We start from the raw sequence: 26237 nt of genomic DNA, 5'->3' as shown, positions 1-26237 counted from the left end.
TCCCACCCTGATGAGAGGTCAGAGATGTCCGAGGCTCAACCCGGCGCCCTCCGGCGGGCCCGGCTCGCGTACCGCCGCTGGCGCCGCACCCGCCCGTTCTGGGCCGCCGTCTGGACGGCGCTCGGCGGGTTCGTGATCTTCTACCTGCCGCTGGCCCCGGTCACCGCCCTGCTGCACGTCGGCCTCGGCGGCATCGCCGGCATGGCGGGCGGCGCGATCCTGATGGCGCTGGCCCTGCTGATGCTGCTGATCCCCAGTCAGCGCTACACCGCCGGGATCATCACGGTGATCGTCGGCGTCGCCTCCTTCCCGCTGACCAACCTCGGCGGGTTCTTCGTCGGCATGCTCTGCTCCGTGCTCGGCGGGGTGATGGCCGTCGGCTGGATGCCGGCCAAGCCCGCCCGCGCCTCCTGGCGCCGGCGGCGCCGCCCCACCAACGCCGCCGCCACGCCTGCGGCCGCGCCCCTCGCCGAGTAGCCCCGACGCCCCACACCCACCAGGACGGCACCCATGAAGATCCGTCAGTCAACCCGCCCGTGGCGGGCCCGTCGCCTGACCGCCGCCGCGAGGACAGCCGCAACGGAGGTGGCCACCGCCGCCGGCTCGGCCGCCGCCGGCTGGAACCGGCGGATGCTGGAGGAGGCCGCCGACGGCACCCGGCGCGGCACCCGCTGGGGCCGCTCCGCCGCCGTGCTGCTGCCCGCCGCGCTCGGCATCGGGGCACTCGGCAGCAGCATGGCCACCGGCGTGCTCGCGGCGAGCTTCAACGTGACCAACACCCCCTTCACCCTGATGTCGAACGGGGTGTCCGGCACCGGCTTCGGGGCCGTGCTCAACACGCCGACCATCGAGTCCAGCACCGGCACCACCTCCAACTCCACGGCGATGGCCCGGGTCGGCTTCGCCAGCGCCAATCTGGCCGGGCTCTGCGGCATCGTCCACCAGTCGATCGCGGGGGTCGGCTACTCGCTGCTGCTGACGGCCGGTCAGCAGGTCACCGCCACCCCGCCGGCCACCTTCACCACCGACCTCAATGCCTCCAACCTCTACATCGAGGCCCCCTCGCTGACCGCCAGCGGCAGCACCACCCTGCAGAACGCGGTGCTCGGCATGGCCGCCGACCAGGTGATGGTGGCGGACTCCCCGCTCACCGGCGCGCAGGCGGGCGGCTTCGGCCTCGGCTCGGCCGGCTCCGGCCCGGGCGGCAGCACCGTCAACCTGGCCGGGCTCAACGCGACCGCCAACACCGCCGAGATCGCCGGCTCGCTGACCCTCCAGTCGCTCTCGATCAGGGTCGTCCCCGGATCGGCCACCACATGCTGACCGCCGGCCTCAACCTGGCTCGCAGCGGCTGGAGTTGGTTCCGCGCCTTCCGCCGCACCCGGCCGTTCTGGGGCTCGGTCTGGCTGGTGGTGGGTGGCTGGACGGTGCTCAAGTTCTCGCTCGGCGCGATCCACCTGGTGACGGTGACGGGCTTCAACGCGCTCTCCGGCTACCTGGTCGGCGGCGGCATGATGCTCTGCGGGCTCATCCCGCTGGCGCTACCCCGCCAGCGGTACACCTTCGGCCTGATCGGCACCGTGCTGGCCGTGGTCTCCCTCGTGCTCTCCAACCTCGGCGGCTTCCTGGCCGGGATGCTGTTCGGCGTCCTGGGCGGCGCGATGATGGTCGGCTGGGGCCCGCGACGCCGTCGCCGGGCGGTGGCCGATGCGGGGAGCGGGCAGTGACCCTTCCCGTCCGCCGCTCCCTCCGCTGGCGTCAACTGGCCGCCGTCACCGGCGTGTTCGGCATCCTCCTCGCGGCAGCCGTGCTGCCGGAGGAGAGCCCGGCCCACGCCGCCGCCCCGCGCCGCGTCACCCCCCGGGTGCTGCCGGGTGAACCGAGCCCGCTCGGCATGCCCTTCCTGCCGACGCCGAACCCGATGCACGTCACCATCGACGACCTGACGGCCGTCGGGCTGACGGTGAACAACAACGTGACCATCCGGCTCTCCGACGGCACCACCGTCACCACCACCCAGTACACCTTCACCCAGCTCCAGGTGAACAGCCACATGCACGTCACCCACACCGCCCCGGACGGCACCGCGCTGACCATCGACATCCCGGGCTCCGGCTCGCTCGGCGGCCTGGACACGGCCGGGCAGCCGGAGACCACGGTGATGTGGGGCACGATCGACAACATCTGCGTCACCGTGATCATCCCGATCTGCGGGGTGCAGGGCCTGCTCAACTTCTTCGGCTCGTTCATCAAGCTCAACGCCGGCGCGAGCGGCTTCGACGCCCGGGTCTACGGCATCCAGACCACCGACAACCACGCCGCCCTCAGCTCCACCAACAATCCGGTCCACCTGCCCGGCACCATCACGGTGACCACCCCGTGACCGCCGTGGAAGCTCCGGAGGGCCGGACGCACTGGCGGCGCGCCCTGCTCGTCCTGCTCCCCGCCCTCACCGTGGCCGGCGGGCTCGGCGGCGCCCTCGCCCACGGCGTGCTGGCCAGCGGGCTGCTGATCCAGAGCGGCACCATCCAGCTCACCACCAGCAGCCTCTACGGCACCCACTACGCCGCCGCCCTGGTCGACCAGACCGTCGAGACCGCCACCGGCACCACCGCCGCCACCCACCCGCTCCGGATGGGCTTCGCCAACGGCCTGCTCAACGGCCTCTGCCTGGCCCAGCAGCAGCAGATCCTCGGCGCCACCTACACCCTGATGATCACCCTCGGCGACACCAACCCGGGCAGCTGGGAGATCTCCACCCAGAACACCGTCCTCGACCTCCGCACCGCCACCGGTACCCTCGACATGGACGGCCTGGTCGACCTCAACATCAACGGCCCCGACATCACCACCGTCACCGACCCCGCCACCAACCAGCCCGTCCCCAACCCCCTCCTCAGCCCCGAACACCGCTTCGGCATCCAGGCCGGCTACGCCAAGTTCGACCAGGTCACCGCCACCGTCGACGACCTCCAGCTCCCCGGCCTCCTCACCACCCCCAACCTCTCCATCACCGTCCACCCCGGCACCGCCACCTGCCCGGCCCCCCAAGCCCCGACGGGCACCCCGGGCACGCCGTGAGGCGGTCTTGGCAGTCGAGTCCGCCCGCCGCTCAGCGCACGGGTACGAGGGTCAGGTAGGCCAGGCCCATGACACCGCGGTAGCCCCGGAGCCACCTGGCGCGGTGGCGGTCGACACGGTGGCGGGTCTCCTGCGCCAGGGGGTGGCCGGGGTAGGCGGCGAGCCACTCCTCGACGTCGGACTGGTAGGCGGACTCGAAGTCGTCCCATTCGTCGAGGTTCGCGCTTTCGATCCAGGCCGGGCGGAAGCCTGCGGCGATGGCGAGGTCGACGAGATCGGGGAGCTCGTGGAACTCGGCGGCGGAGGCGTCGGGCCACATGGCCGACAGCTCGCCCGGAGTGGGCGTGCGCTCCCAGAAGGCCTCGCCGAGCAGAACTCGGCCGCCAGGGGCGACCAGGCGGCGAAGAGCGCGCAGGGCGGCGGTCGTGTGCTCGGGTGGCTGGGCGTCGCTGAGCGCGTGACTGGCGCCGAGGCAGAGAACGAGGTCGGCGGGGCCCTGGGCGGTGTCGACGGCGGACTCCCGGACGAAGCGGACGCGCTCGGCCAGCCCGCGGGCCTTGGCGTTGGCGCGCCCGCGGGCGAGGTCGTCCTCGTTGAGATCGATGCCGACACCGGTCGCACCGGGCGTCGCTTCGAGGAGACGGAGCATGAACTCGCCCCAGCCGCAGCCGATGTCGAGCACGGTGGCCGGGGTGGCTGGGGCGCCGAGCCGGCGGATCATCCGGGCGGCCCGCTCCTCGGAGAGCGGGCCGTGGAAGGTGAGCCGGGTCAGCCGCGGCGGGGCGGTGGTGTCGTCCATGGGTCAGAACGGTAGGGCCGGCCCGACGGGCGGCGACACCGCTTTTCCGGGCGGCGATGCCAGGGGGGCGGGCTCAGTGGGCGGCAGGCGGCGCCTGCTGGAAGGGGGCGAAGTCGGGGTTCGACTTGCAGCCGAGGTTTTCGAAGGTGCTGACCTTGGTGTCGGGGTCGGTGGCGGTCAGGTGGTACTTGCAGGCGCCCTTGAGGTAGTGGCCGTCGATGCCGCCGGGGAAGTCGATCTCCTTGTTCCAGAGGTACGGGGACTGGTAGTTGTTCACGCGGGCGGTGGCGTTGACGTCGATGCCGCCCGGGGCGTAGATCTCGTAGACCCAGCCGGTCTTGGCGGTGCCGTAGGTGGCGAACTTCTGGGCGACCCACTGGGCGCAGCTGGTGCTGAGGTGGGCGCTGCTCTGGCCGCCGCCCTTGACGATGTACTGGTCGAGGGGGGTGACCTCCTTGCCGCGGGGCGTGAAGCCGGCACGGAAGATGTCCTCCACGTTCTCGCGGGTGTCGCCGCGCCAGAGGGTGTTGACGTCGTTGCGCCACTGCCAGTGCTCGGCCGTCGCGTTGGCCGCCACCGACTGGGCGATGTCCGGCTGGGTCGTGGTCTGCCACCAGTCCGAGGCGCGGTAGTCGAGGACCGGGCCACATGGCGTGGTCAGGTCGTCGGCCGCCGCCGCGCGCGGGGCCGGCACGGTGGCCGGGGCGACGGCCGAGGCCGGAGCCACGGCGACGGTGGAGACGGCGGAGGCGAGGGAGACGGCGGCGAGCACCCGCAGAGCGGCCTGCAACATGGTGAGAGCCCATCAGTTGATCAACAGGACGTGGCCCTTTATAGGTTGGCCCGGGCGGACCGCGCCAGGCACAGGGCCGGGCGCCACCCGCACGGGTGGATTAGTCAGACCGACACACCCGGGATCCTTACCCCGGAAGGCTGCTCAGGCTACGAACGGTCGGTGGCGGCAGCGGGGACGGCCGGTATCGCCGTCACGGGGTTGTGGCCGGTGGCCACCAGCCGCATCACGAACCCCGCCACCCCCTCCACCTGCCGGGCGAGCGCGAGGCCGCCCAACACGGCTGGGGTGCCGCCGAGTTCGCGGACCAGCTCGGACACCACGCCCAGCGCAGCCTCGTCCTCCCCGCAGATCGCCACCGTCCGCACCGGCTGCCCGACCGGCGCCGGGGCCAGCCATCCGGTGCCCGGGCCGTTGGCCGCACTCGGGCAGTGGGCGCTGGAGCACACCGACGCGCTGCTGCAGGCCGGCGGCGAATGAGCCGGCGGCGGGTCAGCCGGAGCAGGCGATCCGCTGGGCCTCCTGCCAGGCGCAGACCGGGCAGAGGGTGACGCCCGGCTGGTCGGCCGGGTACTCGGTGGGCTCGCCGCACTGCACGCAGTCGGCCCGGGGGCCGGGGTCGGTGGCGGGGATCAGGGCGGCCTCGGGGTCAGCGGTGGGCGCAAGCTCACAGACGGGCGCCAGGTCGCGGGCGGGTTCGTCGCTCATGGTTCCAGCGTAGGCAGTGTGCGGTGCCGACGGCGCCAGAACGGCCGTTCGGGCCACCGGGATTCAGTGGTGTAGACCACATGGCGGTTGCGGCGGTAGGCGGCGAGCAGGGTGGCGACACCGCTGACGTAGGCCGGGAGGGCGGTCGGGTCGCCGGTCAGGTGGGCGTGCAGGGCGGCGGCGCCGGCGCGGCCGGTGTGCAGGGCGGTGAGGATGCCCTGGGAGGAGACCGGGTCGAAGGCCGTGGCGGCGTCCCCGACGGCGAGCCAGCCCACGCCGACGGGGGTGGTGAGGTGGGCGGAGTGGGCGGGCGCCCGGCGCGGGGTCGGGTGGTCGGGGCGGGGGTGGGCCGCGGTGCGTTCGGCGAGGTGGCGGGTCTGCCGGAGGAGGCGGTGGAAGGCCTCGGCGGCGGTGGGCGGGTCGAGGTCGGCGTCGGTGAAGTAGGCGAGCAGCCGGCGGCGGCCGGGCAGCGGGGCGGTGTACCACCAGCCGTCCGGGGCGGCCTCGACCAGGGAGCAGGACTCGGCCGGGCCGGTGGCGGGCGGGAGTTCGAGGTGGAGTGCGAGCAGGCGGTCGGCGCGGTGGTGGGCGGCGCCGCAGCGTGCGGCCACGGCCCGGCGCCGGCCACTGGCGTCGATCAACCAGCGGCAGCGGACCGGCTGGGGCGCACCGTGCGAGGTGAGCGAGACCGTCCACCAGCCGTCCGGGGAGCGGTGGAGCGGGCGGGCGGTGGCGGTGCGCAGGGTGGCGCCGGCCGCGAGGGCGGCGGTGCGGAGGGAGCGGTCGAAGGCGGGGCGGTCGAGGTGGTGGCCGGGGCCGTGCGGGTCGCGGAGGAAGTCGGTGCGGGTGAGGGCCGGGGTGCCCCAGGCGGCGAGGTTGGCGTAGTTGGGGAGGTGGGCGGCCGGGTCGAGCGCGGCACCGAGGTCGTGCAGCAGCACCCGGGCCACCGAGGGCAGCGCCTCCCCCACCTTCACCGGCCCACCCCCGGCCGCCTCCACCAGCAGCACGGACCGCCCGGCCCGGGCCAGGGTGAGCGCGGCGGCGGCCCCGGCCGGCCCGCCGCCCACGACCACCACCTCGTACGCGAGTCCGCCGCGCGGCCGAGCGCCGGTCACCGCTGGTCGCGGTAGGGCGCGAGCTTGTCGAAGTACCCGGCGTTGACCTCGGCCGCGGTGTAGCCGCCGACCTCCACGGCCTGGTTGACGGCGGCGGCGGTGAAGGCCGGGTCGGGGGCCTGCGGGACGTGCAGGGAGACCAGGTTGTCGGTGGGGCCGACGCCGGTGAGGTCGATGCCGGGGGTGGATTCGACCTGCATCCGCTCCGGGAAGCCCGCGGTACCCTCGCGGACCTCGACGATGCCCAGCTGGTACCAGTCGGCGATCATCTGGGTCAGCTGCTGGACGTTCTGGCCGCGCAGGCCCCGCAGCCAGACGGCCCGCCGCTCGAAGGCGGCGTTCCGCTCGGCGAGCGGGCGGCTCTCGTCGCGGACGATCCGGTAGTCCTCCTCGGTGAGCACGTGGTTGGGCACCCGGGCGGGCCAGAAGGTGGGGAGGTAGGGGTCGTACCGGGGGCTGAGCGCGAGTTCGTAGCCGGAGCGGCAGCTGGCGGTGTCGGTCTGCCAGGGGACGGCCATCCAGCGGGTCAGGTCGCCGGCGGCCTGGGCGTAGAGCGGGCCGTTGACGGAGAGCGCGGTCTGGGGGGTGAGCACGGTGCCGTACGGGGGCTCGGGATCCTCGTCCGGGCGGTGCCGGAGGCGGAACGGGGCCTGGTACATGGACGGGTGGCGGATCGGCCAGGTCACCTCGCAGCCGGGGTGGAAGGCGTCGGCCAGGCAGAAGTCCAGGGCGGCCCGGTCGAGGGTGGCGGGCTGCTCGGCGACCGGGACGGCGGTGAGCTCGCGGACCGGCTCCACCGTGCCCCAGTCGTCCTCGAAGTCGCCGTCGGCCCAGTACTGGAACATCCGGTACTGGGTGGGCGAGAGCTCCAGGTGCTGCAGCGGGGTGCGCGGCGGGACGGCCATGCCGTCCCCGTACAGCCAGGGCCAGGGCACCGGGGAGCCCTGGTCGCGGTCGTGCTGGCGCAGCGCGTCGAAGACCTGGCGGCGCAGCGCCCGGCGGCCGGGGGCGTTGCTGCTCAGGCGGCGCATCGCCTCCGGGTTGACGAAGGGGGCCAGGCCCTGGTGGCCGTAGAAGCCGGCGAAGCCGTGGTTGACCCACTGGTGGTCGCGCAGGCGCTCCAGGACGGGGGCGATGTGGCGGCTGAACGAGACCTTGGCCGGGAAGGGCAGCGCGCCGGTGCCGACGAACACGTCGTACAGCAGGTCGTACAGGGTGCGCACCCCCTTCTGCGCGGGGGCGTAGTCGGGCGGGGCGACCACCACCCAGGCCGGGTCGACCGGGAGTCGCCAGCCGCCCAGGGTGACGGTGGCGGTGACCGGGCCGTCGCCGGTGTCGTCGTGCCAACCGTCGTTGTTGGCGAAGGTGGTGACGGGTCGTCCGTCCCAGGAGGCGGAGACGCCGAGGCCGCCGAGCACCAGGAGCCGGCCGGCCCCGTCGGTGCGCAGCTCGCCGAGGTCGACCTGCCGGCCGACGAAGGAGCCGTTGCGGAAGGGGGTGCCGGGCACGTCCCGGCCGCTCACGGTGACCGGGTCGGGGGTGATCGCCAGGTCGCGGCGGCGCTCGCCGGTGAAGTCCTTGTTGCGCAGCTCGCTGGGCTTGGCCTGGGCGGCGTCCGGGATGTCCAGGGCGAGCTGGAACTGGTACCAGGCGGCCTTCTTGTTGGCCAGCCGGACCGTCCAGCCGATCTCGGCGTTGTCGGCGGTCAGCTCGGCGACGGCCTCGCCGCGGGCGTTGTAGCCGTAGATCCGGAACCGGGCGGCCTCGCGCTTGATCGCCCCGGTGGCGTCCTTGTAGAAGCCGGGCGGCTCGGGCGCCGGGTCGGGCACCTCGGGGGCGAGGTAGTACTCGGTCGGGGAGTTGCCGATCCGGGCCACGCCGATGGCGGGGTGGACGGCCGCGCGCACGATCTCCTCGAGCATGGCTGACGGTGCCTCCGGTCTCCGGGGCGGCCCCGGTTCGATCCGTTCGTGAACGGAACGTTAGGAGGGGTGCCGCTGCGCCGAACGGTCCGACACGGCCGGCCACTCGAAGGAGTGAAACCGGGGTCGGGCCCGGCGCGGGCGGGCCTCAGCCCAGGAAGGAGAGCCGGACGGTGCGGCGCGGGTTGTCGCCGTTGGTGTCGATCAGCACCACCGACTGCCAGGTGCCGAGCGCGAGCCGGCCGCCGATCACCGGGAGGGTGGCGTGCGGAGCGACCAGGCCGGGCAGCACGTGGTCGCGGCCGTGGCCGGGGCTGCCGTGCCGGTGCCGCCAGCGGCTGTCGGCCGGGAGCAGGTCGCGCAGGGCGGCGAGCAGGTCGTCGTCACTGCCCGCCCCGGTCTCGATCACGGCGATCCCGGCGGTCGCGTGCGGGACGAAGACGTTCAGGAGTCCGTCACGTCCGAGGGCCGCCGTGTCGAGGAAGGCGCCGCACCGGTCGGTGATGTCCAGCGCCACCTCCCCGCTGCCGGTGGTGACCTCGAACGTCTGGGTGTGGAAGGAGTCCGCCATGGCCCCATCCTGGCCCAACCCGACCACCCGGCGCACACGCCCCCGCCGCCAACAGGTGAACGGAGGGCACCCGGGGTGTGACCCCGGACACGCCACGGACCCGATGGACCACTGGTCCATCGGGTCGAGCCGGCCGGACCTCCGGAGAGGACCCGCCCAGGCGCCCTAGCCTCGCCCGCCGAACAGGCTCCGCTTGAGCCGCCGGAGCGGCGCCAGCAGCAGCACCCGCGCGGTACGGCGCGGAGCAGCCGGGGTGCTCACGCCACGCGGCGTCAGCTCCCTTATCAGCCCGAGGGCCTCGGTGGTGTCGACCACCGAGAGGGCCGGTGCGCCGAGCACGGCCAGATGACGGTCGATCCGACGGCCGGTCGCGCCGACGCCGCACTGGATCGCCGGCACCCGCGGCCGACTCCGCACTTGCATCTGTTCCATCAATTTCCCACCCCTACGAGGCGCCAGGGCCGTGAGGCGAAGACTATCCGTGAGGGACGGCCTTCGCGCAACCGTCCTGGTCGCTTGCCACCGTATCGTGCGAAGCGAACTGACGCTTCACCAGAAGGACGTGCGCTGGGTCACGACTGCGCATCGACGGCGCACGCCCCCGGAGCGCGTCCGGCGGCCCGCCCCTCGACCCGCCTCAAGGGTTAAGTTCAGAAATTGAACACACCAGAGGGATTGACGTGGCCGAAACCTACAAGCAATATCTCCAGTGCGGCAAGGTTCACCCCGCACGGTGGGCTCCCGCCTTCGACAACTGAAGAGGACAACAGCACTTCCGATCACCAGGGCAAGCCACTGTCCGGCCGTCTCGACGCTGCGGCGGCCAGGCTTCCCCAGGTGCGCGGACGGCGGCCGGCCGTTGAGGGTCGGTCCGGTCGCCAACCAGACTGCCGGTGTCACCGCTCGCACGGCGGAGACACCGGCGGTCGCGTTTCCGGGCGGTCACCCGCCGTCCCGCTGCCCCCTCGCACCCCCACCGTTTACTCCGGCATCCCCGGAGACGGCCCGGCCGTTCACCCTCGATCGGTAGAGTGGGCCGCACCGGGCGACCTGCCGACGCCCAGGACCTTCCGCGGAGTGAAACGAGCGTGAGTCCTCTCCTCAGCATTGTGCTGCCAGTCCACGGGGTGGAGCGCTTCCTGCCGCGCTGCCTCGACTCCCTCGGGCTCCGCGCCCCCGGGCGCCCCGGCAGACCGGATCCCGCCCTCGGCGAGGTCGAGGTGATCGCCGTCGACGACCGCTCCCCCGACGGCTGCGGCGAGCTGCTGGACGCCTACGCCGCCGTGAACCCCGCGCTGCGCGTCCTGCACCTGGCCGAGAACCAGGGCCTGGGCGGCGCCCGCACGGCCGGGCTGGCCGAGGCCACCGGGCGGTACGTCTGGTTCGTGGACAGCGACGACTGGCTGCCCGAGGACACCGTCGGCGCGCTCACCACCGAGCTGCGGGCCGGCGAGGCCACCGGCGAGCCGCCCGACGTGCTGCTCACCGACTTCACCCACCAGTACCCCGACGGCAGCAGCGAGCCCAACCCCTGGCGCCACCTGCTGCGCGGCTCCCCGCTGGTGGCCGGCTGCACCGCCGCCGACCACCCCGAGCTGCTGCGCACCGTGATGGCGGTCTGGAACAAGGTCTTCCGCCGCGAGTACCTGCTCGGCCTCGGGGTCTCCTTCGGCCGGGGCTACTACGAGGACATCTCGGTCACCTACCCCGCGCTGCTCGCCGCCGGGCGGCTGCGCTACCTCGACCGCCCCTGCTACCACTACCGCCGCGGTCGGCCGGGGGCGATCACCGCCACCGCCTCGCCCAAGCACGCCGACGCCTTCGCCCAGTACGACGCGATCTTCGACTTCCTCACCCGGCACCCCGTCTCCCCCGCCCTGACCACCCTGGTCTACGAGCGGACCGTCAAGCAGGCACTCACCGTGTACGACTCCCCCGGGCTCGTCCCGACCGGCCTGCGGCCGGACTTCTTCGCCCGGATCGCCGAGCACTCCGCCCGCCACCGCCCGGCCGGCTACCGCTACCCGGCCGGGCTGGCCGGCATCCAGTACCGGCTGGCCGCGGCCGGCGCCCGCCGCGCCTACGGCGAGCTGCGCCGCACCGGCCGGCTGCCCCGGGTGCTGCGCCGCCAGGCCAAGGCGATCGCCCCGGTGCTGCGCCGGGGCGTGCGCAGCGGGGCCCGGTTCACCGCGTACTCAGCCCTCCGGCGGCTGCCGCTGGACGAGCAGCTGGCCGTCTACGCCGCGTACTGGCACCGCGGGTACGCCTGCAACCCGGCCGCGATCTACCGGAAGGCCCGGGAGCTGGCCCCGCAGGTGCGCGGGGTCTGGGTGGTGGAGACCAAGGCGCAGGCGGCGGCGCTGCCCGACGGGGTGCCGTACGTGCTGCTGAACTCGCCGGGCTACCTGCGGGCGATGGCCACCGCCAAGTACTTCGTCAACAACGTCAACTTCCCGCACACGATGGTGAAGCGGCCCGGCTCGGTGCACGTGCAGACCCAGCACGGCACCCCGCTCAAGACCATGGGCATGGACCTTCGGGAGTACCCGATCGCCGCCGAGGGGATGGACTTCGACCGGCTGCGCGAGGCGGTCGGCCGCTGGGACTACCTGGTCTCGCCCAACCCGCACACCAGCGAGCACTTCAGCCGGGCCTTCCCCGGCCGGTACGAGCTGCTCGAGACGGGCTACCCGCGCAACGACCGGCTGGCCCTGGCCACCCCGGCCGAGACGGCCGCCGTCCGCGAGCGGCTGGGGCTGGCCGCCGGGCAGCGGACCGTCCTCTACGCGCCCACCCACCGGGAGGGCCAGGGCGGGTACGTGCCGCTGGCCGACCTGCGGGAGCTGGCCGCGCGGCTCGGCTCCGACCACACCCTGCTGGTGCGCACCCACTACTTCCACACCGGCGGCCCGGGCGAGCTCGGCACCGGCGCGGGCGCGGCCGAGATCCGGGACGTCTCCGACCACCCGACCGTCGAGGACCTCTACCTCGCGGCCGACGTGCTGGTCACCGACTACTCCTCGATGATGTTCGACTACGCCGTCCTGGACCGCCCGATCGTGGTCTTCGCCCCGGACTGGGAGGAGTACCGCCGCGTCCGCGGCGTCTACTTCGACCTGCTCGCCACCCCTCCGGGCGCCGTGGCCACCGACCAGGACCAGCTCACCGAGGCCCTGCTGGCCGGCGACCCGGCCCCGGCCGCCCGCGCCGCCTTCCGGGCCAGGTTCTGCCCCTGGGACGACGGCGGCGCGGCCGAACGCGTGGTGCGCCGGGTCTTCCCCGTCACCGCCCCCGTCCCGGCGCCCGCCGCCGCTAACCCGCCGGTCGGTGCCACTCCGGGCTGAGCACGATCGCCTTGAGCTGGTCGACGGTGAGGACGGGGTCGGTACGGGTCGCGGGCTGGGCGTGGCCGGGCGAGTTGAGGGTCCGGACGCGGACGTAGAGGCTGTCGGGGCGGAAGACCTCGGCGGTCCGCACGCGCAGCGACAGGCCGGCGAGCGCGCTGTCGTCGAGGCCCTCGGCGGTGTGCAGCCGGGTGCCGTCGGGGAGGCGGTCCCAGCCGGCCACCTCCTTGGGCTCCTCCAACTGCTCCTCGGTGGCCAGGTTCACCCAGTCCTCCACGGTGACCTCCACCAGGCCTCCGCCGTGGCCGTCGTCCACCGTGAAGGTGGCGAAGCCCTCCGAGGCCTGGATCGGGTGGTGGGCCAGGCCGGCCGGGAGCAGCCCGACGGCGGTGTCCATGACCGTCTCCCCGGCGATCCTCACCGGCTGGCGGTAGGCCTCGGCCGCCGGGACGGCGAGCGCGACCTCGCCCCAGGCCGGGTCGTCGACCACACCGGCGAGCTGGTCCGCCGTCAGGGGCGATTCCGGCTCCACCGGCCCGCGGCCCCGGCCCGGGTCGAAGATCTCGCGGAAGACCACCTGGCGCCCCTCCGGGCCGTCCAGCCGGGCGGCCCACTGCTTGGACTGGCCCGGCACGCCCTTGACGAGGAGCGCCTGGGAGCCGTCGGGGAGGTTGCGCTGCTCGCACCCCTGCTCGCCGGTGCAGCTCGGCAGGGGGCCCCGGCGGGCCGGATCGGTCCGGAGCACCTCCAGGACGAAGCTCACCGTGGTGCCGCCGCTCCAGTAGCTGCCGTTGAGGAAGGCTCCCGCGCCGGTGGACCCACCGGCACTGACGGTCAGTCGGCCGCCGGGCAGCAGGCGGGTCAGCTGGTCGGCGAGGAAGGCCCGGCTCCGCGGGCCGCCGTCGGCGGTGGCACTGGCGCTGGGCGCCGGGGCGGCGGGCGGCGCGGCGGCCCGGTGCGGCAGGTCGAGGGTCACGGCCGTGGCGGCGCCGACCAGGACCAGCGCGGTGGCCGCGCCGAGCGCGGCCCGGCGGCGCCAGCGGGTGCGGCGGCCGCGGCTCAGACCGGCGGCGATCAGCGGGGCCGGGTCGGTCTCGAAGCCGTGGCCGGTGTGGGCGAGGGAGCGGACGAGCTGCTCCTCGAAGGCGTCGGAGGGCTGGCCCGACGCGGCGTCGGTCGCTGCGGACATACCGGATGCACCGTCTCTCTGAGCTCTGCGGTCGGGGGTCAGCGGGTGGCGAAGTCGGGCAGGGAGTCGCCCAGCAGGCCGCGCAGTCGGGCCAGCGCGCGGAAGCTGCGGGTGCGGACGGTGCCCACCCTGGCCCCCAGCACCTCGGCGGTCTCCTCCACGCTGCGGTCCTCCCAGTAACGGAGGATCAGCACCGCGCGGTCCTGCGGCGAGAGCTGCGCCAGGGCGTCGATCATGGTCACCCGCAGGGCGGGGTCGGTCTCACGGCCGGCCAGGTCCGGCAATTCGCCGGCCGGGCGTTCGCCCGCGCTGCGGCGGCGCTGATGGGAGAGGAAGGCGCGGACCAGTACGGTGTGCGCGTACGCGGCCGGGTTGTCGATCCGGCTGCCGGCGGAGAGCCAGGAGGTGCGGTGCCAGAGCACGTACATCTTTCCGAGCGTCTCCTGCACCAGGTCCTCGGCGAGGTGGGTGTCCCCGCTGGTGAGCAGGCAGGCCGAGCGGTAGAGCTGTCCGGTGCGCGCGGTGGCGAACTCCAGGTACTCGGCCTCGCGCGCCGCATGGCTCCTCGACACGTCCACTCCCCCGTTAGCTGTGCTGACACCCCACCGACGCGGTGGCGGGCCGAGACGTTACAGGGGTGTGCGAACGAAATCGAGCCCCTGAGGGGCCTTCAGTCCGGGCAGGGGGCGTGACCAGGATCGCAGTCCGCACACAACCGTCATGGGGGCGGGGCACTAGGGGGATGACGTAACCTGCGGTCTGACCTCGGCCCCGGTTCGCGCCCGGGGATTCACCGGCCAGGGAGGGTCCATGATCAACCTCATCACGAAGCTCGTGCTCAAGCCGCTGGCGAAGACCGTGTACCGGCCCGTCATCGAGGGGCTGGAGAACGTGCCGCGCGGGGGCGGGGTGATCCTGGCCAGCAACCACCTGTCCTTCGTGGACAGCGTGGTCATCCCGCTGACCGCCCCCCGTCAGGTGTTCTTCCTCGCCAAGGCCGAGTACTTCACCGGCACCGGCCTCAAGGGCGCGCTCTCCCGCTCCTTCTTCGAGGCGATCAACGCCGTGCCGGTCGAGCGCGGCACCTACCGCTCGGCGCAGGCCTCGCTGGAGTCGGCGCTGGAGATCCTGCAGGACGGCAAGGCGTTCGGGATCTACCCCGAGGGCACCCGCTCGCTGGACGGCCGGCTCTACCGGGGCAAGACCGGCGTGGCCTGGCTGGCGCTGACCGCCGGGGTGCCGGTGGTGCCGGTGGCCCTGGAGGGCCCCGACCAGATCCTGCCGGTGGGCAAGCGCATCCCGCGCCTGCGCAAGGTCACCGTCCGGTTCGGCGAGCCGCTGCACTTCACCGAGCTGCACGGGCAGGCCCGCAACGCCCGGGCCCGCCGCCAGGTCACCGACGAGGTGATGGCCGCCATCCAGAAGCTCTCCGGCCAGGAGACGGCCGAGACCTACAACGAGCGTCCGCTGGCGGCCTGAGCGGGCACCCCGCCGTCCGGCGCCGGGGCCTCCCGGCGCAGCAGGGCCGCGTACTTGCCGCCCAGGGCCAGCAGCTCCTCGTGGGTGCCGAGTTCGGCGATCCGGCCGGCGTCGAGCACGGCGATCTGGTCGGCGCCCCGGACGGTGGAGAGCCGGTGCGCGATGGTGATCGTGGTGCGGCCGGCCGAGAGGTTGTCCACGGCCTGCTGCACGGCCAGCTCGGTCCGGTTGTCCAGCGCGCTGGTCGCCTCGTCCAGGATCAGCACCGGCGGGTCGCGCAGGATGGTCCGGGCGATCGCGAGCCGCTGCTTCTCCCCGCCGGAGAAGCGGTAGCCGCGCTCGCCCACCACGGTGTCGTAGCCCTCGGGCAGGTCGGCGATCAGCTGGTGGATCCGGGCCGCCTTCGCCGCCGCGACCAGCTCCTCGTCGGTGGCCTCCGGCTTGGCGAAGCGCAGGTTGTCGGCCACCGAGGCGTGGAAGAGGTACGTCTCCTGGGAGACCACGCCGGTGGCCTCGGCCAGGCTGGCGAAGGAGAGGTCGCGCACGTCCGTGCCGTCCACCGTCACCCGGCCCGCCGTCACGTCGTAGAGCCGGGGCACCAAGTAGCTGAGCGTGGTCTTGCCGGAACCGGTCTCGCCGACCACGGCCAGGCTGCTGCCGGCGGGCACCTTGAGGTCGATGCCGGTCAGCGTGGGCTCGGCCTGGTCCGGCTGGTAGCGGAACTCCACGCCCTCGAAGGTGACGTCGCCCCGGATCCGGCCGAGGTGCACCGCGTCGGGCTTCTCGGCGATCTCCACCGGGAGGTCCAGGTACTCGAAGATCCGGGTGAACAGCGCGAGCGAGGTCTGCACGTCCACGCCGGTGGAGAGCAGGCTGACGGTCGGGCGCAGCAGGCCCTGCTGGAGCGAGACGAAGGCCACCAGGGTGCCGATCGAGACCAACGGCGCCCCGCCGGAGGCGGTCAGGCCGGCCGCCCAGTAGATCGCGGCGGGCATCGCGGCCATCACGATGCCGATGGTGGACATCCGCCAGCGCCCGGCCATGCTGGAGCGGATCTGGAGCTCGGCCAGCTCGTCGGACTGGCGGGTGAAGTCCCGCGAGAGCGAGTCGGAGCGGCCCATCGTGCGGCCCAGCAGGATGCCGCTGACCGAGAGCGACTCCTGCACCGCCGAGCTCATCAGGGCGAGCTGGCGCTGCTTCTCGGTGGTGATCTTCTTCCGCTCGTTGCCGACCCGGCGGCTGATCCAGACGAACAGCGGCAGCAGGAGCAGCGAGACGATGGTCAGGCGCCAGTCGAGCGCGACCATGGCCACCACGGTGGCCACCACGCTGGTCAGGTTGGAGACCAGGGAGGTGGCGGTGGAGGTCACGGTGGACTGCATGCCGCCGATGTCGTTGGCTATCCGCGACTGCACCTCGCCGGTGCGGGTGCGGGTGAAGAAGGCCAGCGACTGGCGCTGGAGGTGGCTGTAGACCGCTGTGCGCAGGTCGTGCATCACCCGCTGGCCCACCGTGGTGGAGATCAGCGTCTGCAGCACGTTGAAGATGCTGTTGACCACGGCCGCCGCGATCATCCCGAGCGCGAGCAGGCTGAGCAGACCGGTCCGCCCCTGCGGCAGCGCGGTGTCCAGCACCGCCCGCAGCAGGAACGGCGTGGTCACCGACACCACGGCCGAGGCCCCCACCAACAGCCCCACCACGGCGAGCCGCCCCGCGTACGGCCGGAACAGCCCGAGGATCCGCCGCACCTGCGCGGGCGGCTTCGGCTCCCCCGCCGCCCGCGGCGGCGGGCTCCATGCGATGCCTTCGGGCTTCAAGCGCGACCTCCCGGTCCGGACGGAACGCGGGCACGGCTGCGCCCGCCTCCCCAGCATACCGAGGAAGGCTCATTGTTAGGCAAGCTAATATTGAGCTTGAGGCCAATGCCGGCTGTGGACGGCGCGAACGAGCCCCGGGGCGAGCGGGCGGGCGGCGGCTGCTCGGCGTTCGCCGTCGGTCCGGTGCTTGGCCTGGTGACGCTCCTCGCTGTCTTGGCGGTCGACCTGACGAGCAACGTCTCCCCGCCGTCAGTCGCGGTAGGTGCGGGCCGCCTTGGAGGAGACGCCGCCGAGGCGGCCGGGCGGGAGGAGGCGGGCGAGGGTGACCAGGGCCTGGTAGCGCTTGCCGGGGACGGAGAGGGTGCGGTTGCGGGCCAGGTCGCGGAGGGCGTCGTCGACCACGCGCTCGGCCGAGAGCCAGCTCCAGGCCGGGATGTTGGAGGTGCCCATGCCGGCCCGCTCGTGGAACTCGGTGCGGGTGAAGCCCGGGCAGAGGGCGAGCAGGCGGACGCCGCTGCCCGCCAGGTCGCGGGCGGCGCCCTGGGTGAAGCTGACCACCCAGGCCTTGGAGGCGCCGTAGGTGCCGCGCGGCAGGAAGGCCGCGACGGAGGCCACGTTGACGATCCCGCCGAAGCCCCGGGCCTTCATCCCCGGGATGGCGGCGGTGGTCAGCCGCAGCACCGCCTCCACGTGCACCTTGACCATCGTGAGCTCCTCCTCGACCGGGACGGCCAGGAAGGCACCCTTGTGCCCGAACCCCGCGTTGTTGACCAGGATGTCCACCGGCCGCTCGGCCTCACCCAGCCGCTCCTCGACGGCGGCGATGCCGGCCTCGGTGGCCAGATCGGCGGTCAGGGTCTCGACCTTGACGCCGTAGGTCTCGCCGAGGTCGGTGGCGGCCGCCTCCAGGCGGGCGGTGTCGCGGGCGACCAGCACGAGGTCGCGGCCGTCCTTGGCGAGGCGGCGGGCGAAGGCGGCACCGATTCCGGCCGTGGCGCCGGTGATGAGAGCTGTCGTCATGGGCTAGACCGTACTGGGATGAGGCCACGTCAGGTGGGCCGGTCCGGCCCCGAGTGACGCAGGCCACCGCCCCGGGCCGCCCGGGCTCGCGGCGGAACTCCTGGAGCGGTGGGGCCTGCGGCCCGACCGGGCGTCGGCGTGCGGGAAGCAACTGCTCCGTTCGGTGGAGACCGCCGGGGCGGGGTGCGGCGCTGCCCGGGGCGGGTGGGGGTGCGCTGCTGTGATGAGGGGATGAGCGCTGCAGAGGAGCGGACGTCACCGAGGCCGGACGCTGCCGCTGGCGAACGGGTGTCACCGACCGCGTACGTGAACCTGGTGGTGGCCACGGTCGGGTTCACCCTCACCTTCTGGGCCTGGAACCTGATCGCGCCGCTGGCCGGGGAGTTCGACAAGACGCTGCACATGTCCTCCTTCGCCCAGTCGCTGCTGGTCGCGGTGCCGGTGCTGGTGGGCTCGCTGGGGCGGGTGCCGGTCGGGGCGCTGACCGACCGGTACGGGGCGCGGCTGATGTTCCCGCTGGTCTCGGGGCTGACCATCCTGCCGGTGCTGCTGCTGATCCCGGCCAAGAGCTCGTACGGGGCGCTGCTGGGCGTCGGCTTCCTGCTGGGCCTGGGCGGGACGACCTTCGCGATCGGCGTGCCGCTGGTCAACTCCTGGTTCCCGCCGCACAAGCGCGGCCTGGGCGTGGGCGTGTTCGGCATGGGCATGGGCGGGGTGGCGCTGTCCGGGTACTTCACGCCGCGGCTCTGGAAGCACGGGCACGACCTGCCGTTCACCGTGCTGGCGGTGGCGCTCGCGGTCTACGTGGGGCTCGCCCTGCTGTTCGTCCGCGACCGCCCGGACCGGGTGGTGCCGACCGCGCCGCTGGCCGGCCGGCTGGCCACGGCCGGGCGGCTGCGGGTCACCTGGGAGCTGTCGGGGCTGTACGCGATCGGGTTCGGCGGCATCGTGGCCTTCGGCGTCTACCTGCCCACCTACCTCAAGACCTGGTACCACCTCTCGGCCACCGACGCCGGCACCCGGGCGGCCGGGTTCGCGCTGGTGACGGTGGTCTTCCGCCCGCTCGGCGGCTGGCTCTCGGACCGCGTCCACCCGGCCCGGGTGACGGCCTGGTCGCTGGCGCTGACCGCGCTGCTCGCGATCGTCCAGGCCTTCGACCCGGAGCTGAGCCCCGTCGGCACGATCGCCTTCCTGCTGATGGCGGCGGGCCTCGGCACCTCCAGCGGGGCGGTCTTCGCCCTGGTCGCCCAGGTCACCCCGGTGGCCCAGGTCGGCAGCGTGACGGGCATCGTGGGCGCCGTCGGCGGGCTCGGCGGCTTCGTGCCACCGCTGGTGATGGGCGCGATCTACAGCGCCAAGGGCAGCTACTCGATCGGCTTCATGCTGCTCTCCGACCTGGCCCTGGCGGGGTGCGTGTACGCGGCGGTCCGGATGCGACAGGTCCACACCGACAGCTAGCCTACCGTCACCCTCCGTGGCAGAGTGCTGAGTTGAGCCGGGGCCCAGCACCCCGGGGGGCACGGGGGGATATCGGGAGGGGACCGCCATGCCGGCAACCACCAGCGACGGGATCACGTACGCCACCAGCAGGGAGGAGGCCGAGCAGCTGCTGCTCGCCTTCTGCGAGCGGATCCAGTTCGACCGCGCCTGGATCACCGACGCCGTCTGGTCGACCACGCTCGACGTGGCCTGCAGCAAGAAGACCGGCCTCGACTCGGCCGAGAAGGCCATCGTGGCCGACAAGAACGAGAAGACGGCCAAGGCCGCCAAGGAGGCGCGCAAGCTCAAGATCAGCGCCAAGCGAGACGAGATCCTGGCGGAGATCGAGGCCTTCGACAACACCGACCTGCAGTTCGACGAGGACGCCGTCCAGCTCTTCCGGCAGGCCACCAACCAGTACATCGGCGGGGGCCAACTGAACTTCACCTACGGCACGGACCTCACCGCCGCGGACTACGCGAGCGTCCGCAAGTCCTGGACGGAGATCGGCAAGATCGCGGCCGAACTCGCGCCGAACCTGTTCTTCAACCTCACCTCCCTGAAGCCCGAGGACAAGGAGGCCAAGGGCAAGGGCCAGGTGGGCGACACCCTGGACACCCGGAAGGTGCAGGGCAACCTGTTCATCGGCGTGGTGTCGATGAAGTTCAACATCCACGTCAACATCAAGTAGCCGGGCCCGTCAGGTCGCCCTCCCCGCCGCTTCGGCAGGACGAGCGACCTGACGGTGCATCAGACCTCTTGCCGGGCAGCCGAGTCGGCGGCGCCGCCGGCGCCGACCGCGCGGAGCCGACTGGCGGCGGTGGCCTTGAGGTCGGGGGCGAGCTTGGCGATGTCGCGGCTGCCGACGGCGGCGATCAGGCTGGGCAGCAGGTGGCGGATCGGCTGCATGCCGCGCAGCCAGGCCTGGGCGTAGACGTGGGCGGAGCGGCGGGCGATGCCGGCCACCAGGCGGTCCACGGCCGGGGGCAGCGGGTAGGTCTTGTTGGCCGGCCAGGGCAGCTGGGCCCGCATCCGACGCAGCACCTCGTCCTGGTCGGCCCCGCGCACCATGTCGGTGTCGGTCCAACTCAGGTACCCCACACCGACCTTGACGCCCTGGTAGGCGACCTCGGCGCGCAGCGAGTGGGCGAATGCCTCGACACCGGCCTTGCTCGCGCAGTAGGCGGACATCAGCGGGGCCGGGGTGATCGCCGCGAGCGAGGCGATCTGCAGGAAGTAGCCGCCGCTCTCGACCAGGGCCGGGAGGAAGGCGCGGGCGGTGGTCACCGAACCGAGCAGGTTGACCTCGATGACGCGGTTGTACGCCCGGGGGTCGCTGTCCTCCAGCGGGCCGCCGATGGCGATCCCGGCGTTGGCCACCACGGTGTCGATCCGGCCGTACTTGTCCTGGATGGCCCGGGCGGTGGCGGTCAGCCCGTCCAGGTCGGTGACGTCGGCCTCCCACCAGGAGGCGGACGGGCCGCAGAGCGCGGCGGCGGCCTTGAGCTCCTCGGGTTCGAGGCCGACCAGGGCGACCTTGGCCCCGGCCTGGGCGAGCTTGCGGGCGGTCAGGGCGCCGACACCGCGGGCGGCACCGGTGACCACGACGACCTGGGCGGAGAGGGGTGGGACGGCACTCACTGGCTGACACTCCCTTGGGTCGTGGCGGACTTCGTGGCGCTGGACTTCTCGGTGACCCGGGTGGCCGCGAAGCCGATCCCGGCCAGGCGGCGGATCTCGCCGGCCACCTCGGCCGGGCGCTCCACCGGGGACATGTGGCCGACCCCGGGCAGTTCGAGCAGGCCGTGCGAGTCGGGCAGCAGGGCCTCGATCCGGCGGGCGTGCACCGGCGGGGTGAGCCGGTCGTGGCTGCCGACGATCACGGCGGTGGGGGCGGTGAGCTTGGGCAGTTGGTGGTACTCGTCCAGGCCGCCGAGCACCTGCGACCAGCGGTGGCGGGTGCTGGTCGGGCAGGCGTGCACCACCTCGGCGGTGGCGCGGACCCGGGCCGGGGAGCTGGCCGGGCCCATGGTGGCGTACTTGAGGGCGGCGGAGCTGACCCCGTTGACCTTCCCGAGCGGCATCCGCGATTCGAGCAGCAGCTTGTGCACCAGGCGGCGGGCGCCCGCGCTGCGGACGAACGGCGGCAGCACGGCGAGCTCGGCCAGCAGGTCGCCCGCGCCGGTGGAGACCAGCACGGCGGCGGCCGTCCGGTCGGCCACGGCGGTGCGGTCGGCGGCGGCCATGATGGTCATGCCGCCCATGCTGTGCCCGGCCAGCACCGCCCGCCCGCCCTCGGGGACGACCCGGCGCAGCACCGCCTCCAGGTCGTCGGCCAGCTTGGTGGTGGAGTACCCGGCCTGGGTGGGCGGCCGGTCGCTGCCGCCGTGGCCGCGCTGGTCGTAGGCCACCACCCGGTAGTCGGGGGTGAGTTGGCGGATCACCGGGGCCCAGAACCTGATCGAGCAGGTCCAGCCGTGGGCCAGCACCACCAGCGGGGCCCCGGCCGGGCCGAAGGCCTCGGCGTGGATCCAGTGGCCGTCGGCGGAGCGGATCCGCAGGGTCTCGTCCGGGGCCGGCGGTATGCAGTCGGCGGCCGGGTCGTACGGGGTGACGGCGGGCTTCACGCGGAGACCTCCAGGGCGGGCTTGGGTGCGGTGTGCCGGATGAGCTCGTACTCGGCCAGGTCGACCTTGCGGGTGGCGCGGCGGAAGCCGCTGGTGGAGCCGGGCCAGAGCACGGTGTTCTTGCCGCCCTCGTCCAGGTACCAGCTGCGGCAGCCGCCGGTGGTCCAGACGGTGCGCTCCATCTTGTGCTGGAGTTCGAGGTTCCAGCGGCGCTGGGCCCGCTCGGTGGGGTGCATGGCCACCGCGCCGGTGGCCGGGAGGGCGGTCAACGCGTCTATCAGGTAGTTCAGTTGGGATTCGATCATCAGGATCATCGAGCTGTTGCCCAGCCCGGTGTTCGGGCCGATCACGAAGAACAGGTTCGGGAAGCCGTGCACGGTGGAGCCGCGCAGCGCCTCCATGCCGCCCTTCCAGTCCTCGCGCAGGCTGCGCCCGCCGATCCCGAACACCCGCTCCCCGATGGGCATGTCGGTGACGTGGAAGCCGGTGCCGAAGACGATCGCGTCCACCTCGTGCTCACCGCCCTGCGCGTCCACCAGGGTCGAGCCGCGCACCTCGGAGAGGCCGGCCGCCACCACCTCGGTGTTGGGTGCGGCGAGCGCCGGGTAGTAGGTGTTGCTGAGCAGGATGCGCTTGCAGCCGATCCGGTAGTCCGGGGTCAGCTTGGCGCGCAACTGCGGGTCACGGACGCCGCGTTCGATGTTGCGCACGGCCAGCTGCTGCACCAGCTTGAGCGCGCCGGGGCGGCGGACGAAGGCGTCCACCTGGAGCTCGCGCAGTGCGAAGAGGGCGCCCCGGCGGAGCTTGCCGGTGGGCGGGACGGCGCTGTGCAGCCACTTCTCCAGGCCGCTGATCTCGCGGTCGGCGCGCGGCAGCACCCAGGCGGGGGTGCGCTGGAAGACCGTCAACTGCCCCACCTGGGGCTGGATCGCGGGGATGATCTGGGCGGCCGAGGCGCCGGTGCCGACCACCGCGACCCGCTTGCCGCGCAGGTCGTAGTCGTGGTCCCAGCGGGAGGAGTGGAAGACCCGACCGGGGAAGTCGGCCAGGCCCGGGATGTTCGGGATCTGCGGGTCGGCCAGCGGTCCGGCGGCCGAGACCACGGCGTCGGCGGTCCACTCGCCGGCCGCCGTGGTGAGCCGCCAGCGGCTGTGCTCGTCCTCCCAACGGGCCTCCAGCACCTCGGCATTGAAGCGCAGGTGCGGACGCACTCCGAAGGTGTCGGTGACCTTCTCCAGGTAGGCCCGGATGTCGGGCTGGTAGGAGAAGGCGCGCGGCCACTCGGGGTTGGGCGCGAAGGAGAAGGAGTACAGGTGCGAGGGCACGTCGCAGGCGCAGCCCGGGTAGCTGTTGTCGCGCCAGGTGCCGCCGACGGCCGCGGCGCGCTCCAGGATGACGAAGTCGGTGATCCCGGCGCGGCGCAGCCGGACGCCGGCGCCGATCCCGCCGAAGCCGGAGCCGATCACGGCCACCCGCACGTGCGGGGTCTCCACCGCCGGTGCTTCCGCCGGGGCCGGCCTGCTGCGCTTGGAGCTGGATGCCATCGGGTCGGCCTCCTGGGTCCGCGAGACTGTCCGCCAGTCGGAGAGTCTGATCGCGCCAGTAATCACTGGCACGGTTGGCAGAGTAGCGGCTGCCCGCCCCGGGCGGAAGGAGGCGGACCGAAGATTCCGGGGCGCCCTCCCACCCCTCCTCCCCCGCCGCCGGGCGGCCCTATGCTGAGCGGCGTGGAGACGATCAGCACGGCGGCCGAGACCGCCCCGGCCCGTGAGTACCGGGTGGCGGACCTGGCCCGGGCGGCCGGGATCACCACCCGCACCCTGCGGTTCTACCGGGAGCGCAAACTGCTCCAACCGCCCCGCAAGGAGGGCCGGATCGCCTGGTACGGCGCGGAGCACCTGGAGCGGCTGCGGGTGATCTCGGAGCTGCTGGAGCGCGGCCACACCCTGGGCGGGATCGCCGAGCTGATCGGCGCCGGCGAGAGCGGGCAGGACGTCGCCGAGCTGATCGGCCTGCAGGCCGCCATCACCGCGCCCTGGTCGGACGAGACCCCGGTGCACCTCACCTGGGCCGAGCTCACCGCCGCCTTCGGCGACCAGCTGACCGAGTCCAACACCGCCGAGTCCGTGGCCCAGGGCTACATCAGCGTCGAGCCGGACGGCATCACCCACGTCAGCCGCCGGCTGATGGACGCCACCACCTCGCTGATCGCCGAGGGCGTGCCGCTCGCCGCCGTACTCGCCGCCAGCCGCAAGGCCCAGGAGCACGCGGACGCCGTCGCCGAGGTCTTCACCGCGCTGATCCGCGACGAACTGCTCGGCACCCTGCGCCCCGACCTCCCCGCCGCCGAGGCGGCCCGGCTCACCGCGCTCATCCAGCGCGTCCGCCCGCTGGCCCGCACCGTGGCCGACGCCCAGTTCGCACTGGCGATGGACCGCCGCGTCAGCACCGAGTACGGCCGACTCTCGGAGGACTGCCCGTGAAGACCCAGGCGATCACCGTGGCCACGGCGGTCGAGCACCTGACCGCGCAGCTCGCCTCCCTGCCGCCCGGCACCGCCCTGGACATCCGCGACCCGCGCCTGCCGACCGCCACGCTCGGCTCCAACCTCTCCCGTTCCGACTGGGACGATCCGCCTGGCGAGGAGCCGGGGCCGGTGTTCGCCGCCCTGTCGGCGAGGTACTGGGTGCTCGGCATGGACCCGACCGACACCGACCCGTACGTCGACCTGTTCAAGGCCGCCTGGCAGGGGCTCGGCTGGCCGGTCGAGGAGCACGAGGACCTTCCCCGCTCCGCCTACGCCCGCACCCCGGACGGCTACCACTTCGGCGTGATCCAGTCTCTCTCCGGCCACCTCAGCCTCTCCGTGAACACGCCCGACTTCCTGCTCGTCTCGGCCGCGGAGGCCCGGCTCCCCGACCGGCTCGACCATCCGGCCTGAGCGCGGCCCGGGTGGATGGTAGGTTCCTACCATCCACCCGCAGTGCCGACCACCTTGCTGCTGGGCCGGCGGACGGGAGGCGGGCGCCCCGAGGCCGGTCCGTTCCGGGGGCTTGGCTGATGGCTGTGGTGTCGACATTCCGTACCGCCGTGGGGGTGACCGGCGGGCCCGTGCTGCTCTGGTCGCTGCTGGGGCGGCTGCCCAATGCGATGTGCCCGATCGGCAGTCTGCTGCTGGTCACCCACAACTCCGGTAGCGTCTGGCAGGGTTCGGCCGCCACCGGCGCGCTCGCGCTGGCCCAGGCGGCCGGCGGACCGGTGGTCGGGCGGCTCGCGGACCGGCGCGGGCAGCGCCGGATCGGTCTGGTCGCGGCGGCCGTGAACGCGCTGGCCATCCTGGCCCTGATCGCCGCCTCACAGGCCGGCCTTCCCCTGCCCGTCCAGCTGGCCGGCCGCGCTGATCGGCGCCTCGGTGCCGGCGATCGGCCCGCTGGCGCGCAGCCGCTGGGTCCGCCTGGCCGCCGGGGACGGCCCGGCCACCTCGGCCGCCCTCGCCCTGGACGGCCTGCTCGACGAACTCAGCTTCACCGCCGGCCCCGCCGTGGTCGGCCTGCTGGTCGCCCTGCTCGGCCCGGCCGTCGCACTGCTGCCGGCCGCCGCGCTGGTCGGGGTCTGCGGCGCCCTGTTCGCCCTGCACCCGACCGCACCGCCGGCCCGGGAGTCGACTCAACCACGCTCCACCGAGCCGCTGTTGAGCAGCCCGTACGCACTGCTGCTGGCCGGCACCGCACTGCTCGGCGTCTGCTTCGGCTCCGTCCAGGTCGGCGTCACGGCGACCACCGCCGCCCTCGGCCACCCGGGCGCGGCCGGGCTGATCTACGGCTTCCTCGGCTGCACCAGCGCGCTGGCCGGGATCGCCACCGCCGCCCTGCCCACCCGCTGGGACCTGCCGCTGCGGCTGCGGGTCGGCACCGGTCTGCTGCTCGCCGCCTCACTGCCGATGCTGGTGGTCGGCAGCGTCGGCGGGCTCACCATCGCGGTCGGCTGCCTGGGCCTGGCCGTCGCGCCGCAGCTGATCACCATGTTCGGCCTGGTCGAACGGACCGTCCCCGGTGGCCGGTTGAGCGAGGCGATGGCCGCCCTGGTCAGCTCGCTCACCCTCGCCCAGGCCCTCGGCACCCTGGCGGCCGGCGCCTTCGCCGACCGGTACGGCCCGACCGCCCCGTTCCGCGTCACCACGGTGGCCGCACTGGCCGCCCTGCTGCTCACCGCCCTGACGGCCACCGAACGGCGCTACCGGCGACGGGAGTTCACCCCGGCGCCGGTCAAGGTCACCGCCTCGTAGGCCGGTTC

At 73.5% G+C, this 26237-nt stretch carries 27 protein-coding genes; 12 read left to right on the top strand and 15 right to left on the bottom strand.

The window, feature by feature from the left end; translation table 11 throughout:
* Nucleotides 1-24 precede the first annotated feature (24 nt).
* Genes CFP65_RS31495 through CFP65_RS31475 form a run of 5 tightly spaced genes read left to right on the top strand, consistent with a single transcriptional unit; the run spans nucleotide 25 to nucleotide 3081 of the window.
* Entirely contained in the window at nucleotides 25-477 is a 453-nt protein-coding gene (locus CFP65_RS31495) for a DUF6114 domain-containing protein (protein ID WP_104819370.1), read from the top strand.
* A 33-nt stretch (nucleotides 478-510) separates the two neighbouring features.
* Nucleotides 511-1323 (top strand): DUF6230 family protein, encoded by an 813-nt coding sequence (locus CFP65_RS31490; protein ID WP_104819369.1) that lies wholly within the window; start codon nucleotides 511-513, stop codon nucleotides 1321-1323.
* Nucleotides 1317-1727: a DUF6114 domain-containing protein gene (locus CFP65_RS31485; protein WP_104819368.1), complete on the top strand. Its 411-nt coding sequence runs from the start codon at nucleotides 1317-1319 to the stop codon at nucleotides 1725-1727. Before CFP65_RS31490 ends, CFP65_RS31485 begins: the two co-directional genes overlap by 7 nt.
* Nucleotides 1724-2383 carry a hypothetical protein gene (locus tag CFP65_RS31480; RefSeq protein ID WP_104819367.1) on the top strand — a complete coding sequence of 220 codons (660 nt, stop codon included), beginning with the start codon at nucleotides 1724-1726 and terminating at the stop codon, nucleotides 2381-2383. The genes CFP65_RS31485 and CFP65_RS31480 overlap by 4 nt, the downstream gene beginning before the upstream one ends.
* On the top strand, nucleotides 2380-3081 hold the full coding sequence (locus CFP65_RS31475) for a DUF6230 family protein (RefSeq protein ID WP_104819366.1): 702 nt from the start codon (nucleotides 2380-2382) through the stop codon (nucleotides 3079-3081). The genes CFP65_RS31480 and CFP65_RS31475 overlap by 4 nt, the downstream gene beginning before the upstream one ends.
* A gap of 31 nt (nucleotides 3082-3112) precedes the next feature.
* On the opposite strand, the gene CFP65_RS31470 is transcribed toward CFP65_RS31475, so the two are convergent.
* The 8 genes from CFP65_RS31470 to CFP65_RS31435 all read right to left on the bottom strand — a co-directional run bounded on the left by CFP65_RS31470 (nucleotide 3113) and on the right by CFP65_RS31435 (nucleotide 9421).
* The gene (locus tag CFP65_RS31470; RefSeq protein ID WP_104819365.1) at nucleotides 3113-3880 is read right to left on the bottom strand and encodes a cyclopropane-fatty-acyl-phospholipid synthase family protein; all 768 of its coding nucleotides are present in this window, start codon (nucleotides 3878-3880) and stop codon (nucleotides 3113-3115) included.
* Between the two features lie 73 nt (nucleotides 3881-3953).
* Nucleotides 3954-4673, bottom strand: a complete 720-nt coding sequence (locus CFP65_RS31465; RefSeq protein ID WP_104819364.1) for a hypothetical protein — start codon at nucleotides 4671-4673, stop codon at nucleotides 3954-3956.
* A 149-nt stretch (nucleotides 4674-4822) separates the two neighbouring features.
* A complete protein-coding gene (locus CFP65_RS31460; protein WP_104819363.1) occupies nucleotides 4823-5122 on the bottom strand; it encodes a hypothetical protein in 300 nt (99 codons plus the stop codon).
* A 43-nt stretch (nucleotides 5123-5165) separates the two neighbouring features.
* Nucleotides 5166-5381, bottom strand: a complete 216-nt coding sequence (locus tag CFP65_RS31455) for a hypothetical protein (RefSeq protein ID WP_104819362.1) — start codon at nucleotides 5379-5381, stop codon at nucleotides 5166-5168.
* Nucleotides 5378-6496: a tryptophan 7-halogenase gene (locus tag CFP65_RS31450; protein WP_104819361.1), complete on the bottom strand. Its 1119-nt coding sequence runs from the start codon at nucleotides 6494-6496 to the stop codon at nucleotides 5378-5380. The genes CFP65_RS31455 and CFP65_RS31450 overlap by 4 nt, the downstream gene beginning before the upstream one ends.
* Nucleotides 6493-8418, bottom strand: a complete 1926-nt coding sequence (locus CFP65_RS31445) for a LodA/GoxA family CTQ-dependent oxidase (protein WP_104819360.1) — start codon at nucleotides 8416-8418, stop codon at nucleotides 6493-6495. Before CFP65_RS31445 ends, CFP65_RS31450 begins: the two co-directional genes overlap by 4 nt.
* Before the next feature lie 148 nt (nucleotides 8419-8566).
* The gene (locus CFP65_RS31440; protein WP_104819359.1) at nucleotides 8567-8989 is read right to left on the bottom strand and encodes a YjbQ family protein; all 423 of its coding nucleotides are present in this window, start codon (nucleotides 8987-8989) and stop codon (nucleotides 8567-8569) included.
* A 165-nt stretch (nucleotides 8990-9154) separates the two neighbouring features.
* Nucleotides 9155-9421, bottom strand: a complete 267-nt coding sequence (locus CFP65_RS31435; RefSeq protein ID WP_104819358.1) for a hypothetical protein — start codon at nucleotides 9419-9421, stop codon at nucleotides 9155-9157.
* A 677-nt stretch (nucleotides 9422-10098) separates the two neighbouring features.
* Here CFP65_RS31435 and CFP65_RS31430 point away from each other — a divergent pair.
* Nucleotides 10099-12333: a bifunctional glycosyltransferase family 2 protein/CDP-glycerol:glycerophosphate glycerophosphotransferase gene (locus CFP65_RS31430; RefSeq protein WP_217368205.1), complete on the top strand. Its 2235-nt coding sequence runs from the start codon at nucleotides 10099-10101 to the stop codon at nucleotides 12331-12333.
* Here CFP65_RS31430 and CFP65_RS31425 read toward each other — a convergent pair.
* Both CFP65_RS31425 and CFP65_RS31420 read right to left on the bottom strand, forming a co-directional pair.
* The gene (locus CFP65_RS31425) at nucleotides 12302-13522 is read right to left on the bottom strand and encodes a hypothetical protein (RefSeq protein WP_104819356.1); all 1221 of its coding nucleotides are present in this window, start codon (nucleotides 13520-13522) and stop codon (nucleotides 12302-12304) included. The genes CFP65_RS31430 and CFP65_RS31425 overlap by 32 nt on opposite strands.
* A 38-nt stretch (nucleotides 13523-13560) precedes the next feature.
* Nucleotides 13561-14094 (bottom strand): SigE family RNA polymerase sigma factor, encoded by a 534-nt coding sequence (locus CFP65_RS31420; RefSeq protein WP_104819355.1) that lies wholly within the window; start codon nucleotides 14092-14094, stop codon nucleotides 13561-13563.
* Nucleotides 14095-14332: 238 nt separating this feature from the next.
* Here CFP65_RS31420 and CFP65_RS31415 point away from each other — a divergent pair, with 238 nt between their 5' ends.
* The gene (locus CFP65_RS31415) at nucleotides 14333-15001 is read left to right on the top strand and encodes a 1-acyl-sn-glycerol-3-phosphate acyltransferase (protein WP_104819354.1); all 669 of its coding nucleotides are present in this window, start codon (nucleotides 14333-14335) and stop codon (nucleotides 14999-15001) included.
* Here CFP65_RS31415 and CFP65_RS31410 read toward each other — a convergent pair.
* Nucleotides 14974-16818: an ABC transporter ATP-binding protein gene (locus CFP65_RS31410; protein WP_104819353.1), complete on the bottom strand. Its 1845-nt coding sequence runs from the start codon at nucleotides 16816-16818 to the stop codon at nucleotides 14974-14976. The genes CFP65_RS31415 and CFP65_RS31410 overlap by 28 nt on opposite strands.
* Nucleotides 16819-17067: 249 nt before the next feature.
* Nucleotides 17068-17838, bottom strand: coding sequence for an SDR family oxidoreductase (locus CFP65_RS31405; RefSeq protein WP_104819352.1), 771 nt, complete (start codon nucleotides 17836-17838; stop codon nucleotides 17068-17070).
* 231 nt (nucleotides 17839-18069) lie between these two features.
* Between CFP65_RS31405 and CFP65_RS31400 the strand changes: the two genes are divergently transcribed.
* Together CFP65_RS31400 and CFP65_RS31395 are read left to right on the top strand one after the other, a co-directional pair.
* A complete protein-coding gene (locus tag CFP65_RS31400) occupies nucleotides 18070-19296 on the top strand; it encodes a nitrate/nitrite transporter (RefSeq protein ID WP_104819351.1) in 1227 nt (408 codons plus the stop codon).
* 88 nt (nucleotides 19297-19384) lie between these two features.
* Entirely contained in the window at nucleotides 19385-20008 is a 624-nt protein-coding gene (locus CFP65_RS31395; RefSeq protein WP_104819350.1) for a hypothetical protein, read from the top strand.
* 59 nt (nucleotides 20009-20067) lie between these two features.
* On the opposite strand, the gene CFP65_RS31390 is transcribed toward CFP65_RS31395, so the two are convergent.
* The 3 genes from CFP65_RS31390 to CFP65_RS31380 are packed head-to-tail and all read right to left on the bottom strand — an operon-like array spanning nucleotide 20068 to nucleotide 23488.
* The gene (locus tag CFP65_RS31390; RefSeq protein ID WP_104819349.1) at nucleotides 20068-20958 is read right to left on the bottom strand and encodes an SDR family oxidoreductase; all 891 of its coding nucleotides are present in this window, start codon (nucleotides 20956-20958) and stop codon (nucleotides 20068-20070) included.
* Entirely contained in the window at nucleotides 20955-21944 is a 990-nt protein-coding gene (locus CFP65_RS31385) for an alpha/beta fold hydrolase (RefSeq protein WP_174805585.1), read from the bottom strand. The genes CFP65_RS31390 and CFP65_RS31385 overlap by 4 nt, the downstream gene beginning before the upstream one ends.
* Nucleotides 21941-23488, bottom strand: a complete 1548-nt coding sequence (locus CFP65_RS31380; RefSeq protein WP_104819348.1) for an NAD(P)/FAD-dependent oxidoreductase — start codon at nucleotides 23486-23488, stop codon at nucleotides 21941-21943. The genes CFP65_RS31385 and CFP65_RS31380 overlap by 4 nt, the downstream gene beginning before the upstream one ends.
* A 183-nt stretch (nucleotides 23489-23671) precedes the next feature.
* Between CFP65_RS31380 and CFP65_RS31375 the strand changes: the two genes are divergently transcribed.
* The 3 genes from CFP65_RS31375 to CFP65_RS31365 all read left to right on the top strand — a co-directional run bounded on the left by CFP65_RS31375 (nucleotide 23672) and on the right by CFP65_RS31365 (nucleotide 26229).
* On the top strand, nucleotides 23672-24427 hold the full coding sequence (locus CFP65_RS31375) for a MerR family transcriptional regulator (protein ID WP_254552660.1): 756 nt from the start codon (nucleotides 23672-23674) through the stop codon (nucleotides 24425-24427).
* A complete protein-coding gene (locus CFP65_RS31370; protein ID WP_104819346.1) occupies nucleotides 24424-24885 on the top strand; it encodes a hypothetical protein in 462 nt (153 codons plus the stop codon). Before CFP65_RS31375 ends, CFP65_RS31370 begins: the two co-directional genes overlap by 4 nt.
* A gap of 471 nt (nucleotides 24886-25356) precedes the next feature.
* A complete protein-coding gene (locus tag CFP65_RS31365) occupies nucleotides 25357-26229 on the top strand; it encodes an MFS transporter (RefSeq protein ID WP_104819345.1) in 873 nt (290 codons plus the stop codon).
* Nucleotides 26230-26237: the final 8 nt, after the last annotated feature.

Origin of the sequence: Kitasatospora sp. MMS16-BH015, from assembly GCF_002943525.1 — a bacterium.
Taxonomy (GTDB): Bacteria; Actinomycetota; Actinomycetes; order Streptomycetales; family Streptomycetaceae; genus Kitasatospora.
The sequence above is the reverse complement of the archived record's forward strand: the minus strand, read 5'-3'. Positions and strand labels throughout refer to the sequence as shown.

What these genes read in the sequence shown, in the direction of transcription:
- CFP65_RS31495 (WP_104819370.1), top strand. Translation starts at nt 25, where the DNA reads ATGTCCGAGGCTCAACCCGGCGCCCTCCGGCGGGCCCGGCTCGCGTAC.
- CFP65_RS31490 (WP_104819369.1), top strand. Translation starts at nt 511, where the DNA reads ATGAAGATCCGTCAGTCAACCCGCCCGTGGCGGGCCCGTCGCCTGACC.
- CFP65_RS31485 (WP_104819368.1), top strand. Translation starts at nt 1,317, where the DNA reads ATGCTGACCGCCGGCCTCAACCTGGCTCGCAGCGGCTGGAGTTGGTTC.
- CFP65_RS31470 (WP_104819365.1), bottom strand. Translation starts at nt 3,880, where the DNA reads ATGGACGACACCACCGCCCCGCCGCGGCTGACCCGGCTCACCTTCCAC.
- CFP65_RS31465 (WP_104819364.1), bottom strand. Translation starts at nt 4,673, where the DNA reads ATGTTGCAGGCCGCTCTGCGGGTGCTCGCCGCCGTCTCCCTCGCCTCC.
- CFP65_RS31455 (WP_104819362.1), bottom strand. Translation starts at nt 5,381, where the DNA reads ATGAGCGACGAACCCGCCCGCGACCTGGCGCCCGTCTGTGAGCTTGCG.
- CFP65_RS31445 (WP_104819360.1), bottom strand. Translation starts at nt 8,418, where the DNA reads ATGCTCGAGGAGATCGTGCGCGCGGCCGTCCACCCCGCCATCGGCGTG.
- CFP65_RS31440 (WP_104819359.1), bottom strand. Translation starts at nt 8,989, where the DNA reads ATGGCGGACTCCTTCCACACCCAGACGTTCGAGGTCACCACCGGCAGC.
- CFP65_RS31435 (WP_104819358.1), bottom strand. Translation starts at nt 9,421, where the DNA reads ATGGAACAGATGCAAGTGCGGAGTCGGCCGCGGGTGCCGGCGATCCAG.
- CFP65_RS31425 (WP_104819356.1), bottom strand. Translation starts at nt 13,522, where the DNA reads ATGTCCGCAGCGACCGACGCCGCGTCGGGCCAGCCCTCCGACGCCTTC.
- CFP65_RS31415 (WP_104819354.1), top strand. Translation starts at nt 14,333, where the DNA reads ATGATCAACCTCATCACGAAGCTCGTGCTCAAGCCGCTGGCGAAGACC.
- CFP65_RS31405 (WP_104819352.1), bottom strand. Translation starts at nt 17,838, where the DNA reads ATGACGACAGCTCTCATCACCGGCGCCACGGCCGGAATCGGTGCCGCC.
- CFP65_RS31400 (WP_104819351.1), top strand. Translation starts at nt 18,070, where the DNA reads ATGAGCGCTGCAGAGGAGCGGACGTCACCGAGGCCGGACGCTGCCGCT.
- CFP65_RS31395 (WP_104819350.1), top strand. Translation starts at nt 19,385, where the DNA reads ATGCCGGCAACCACCAGCGACGGGATCACGTACGCCACCAGCAGGGAG.
- CFP65_RS31380 (WP_104819348.1), bottom strand. Translation starts at nt 23,488, where the DNA reads ATGGCATCCAGCTCCAAGCGCAGCAGGCCGGCCCCGGCGGAAGCACCG.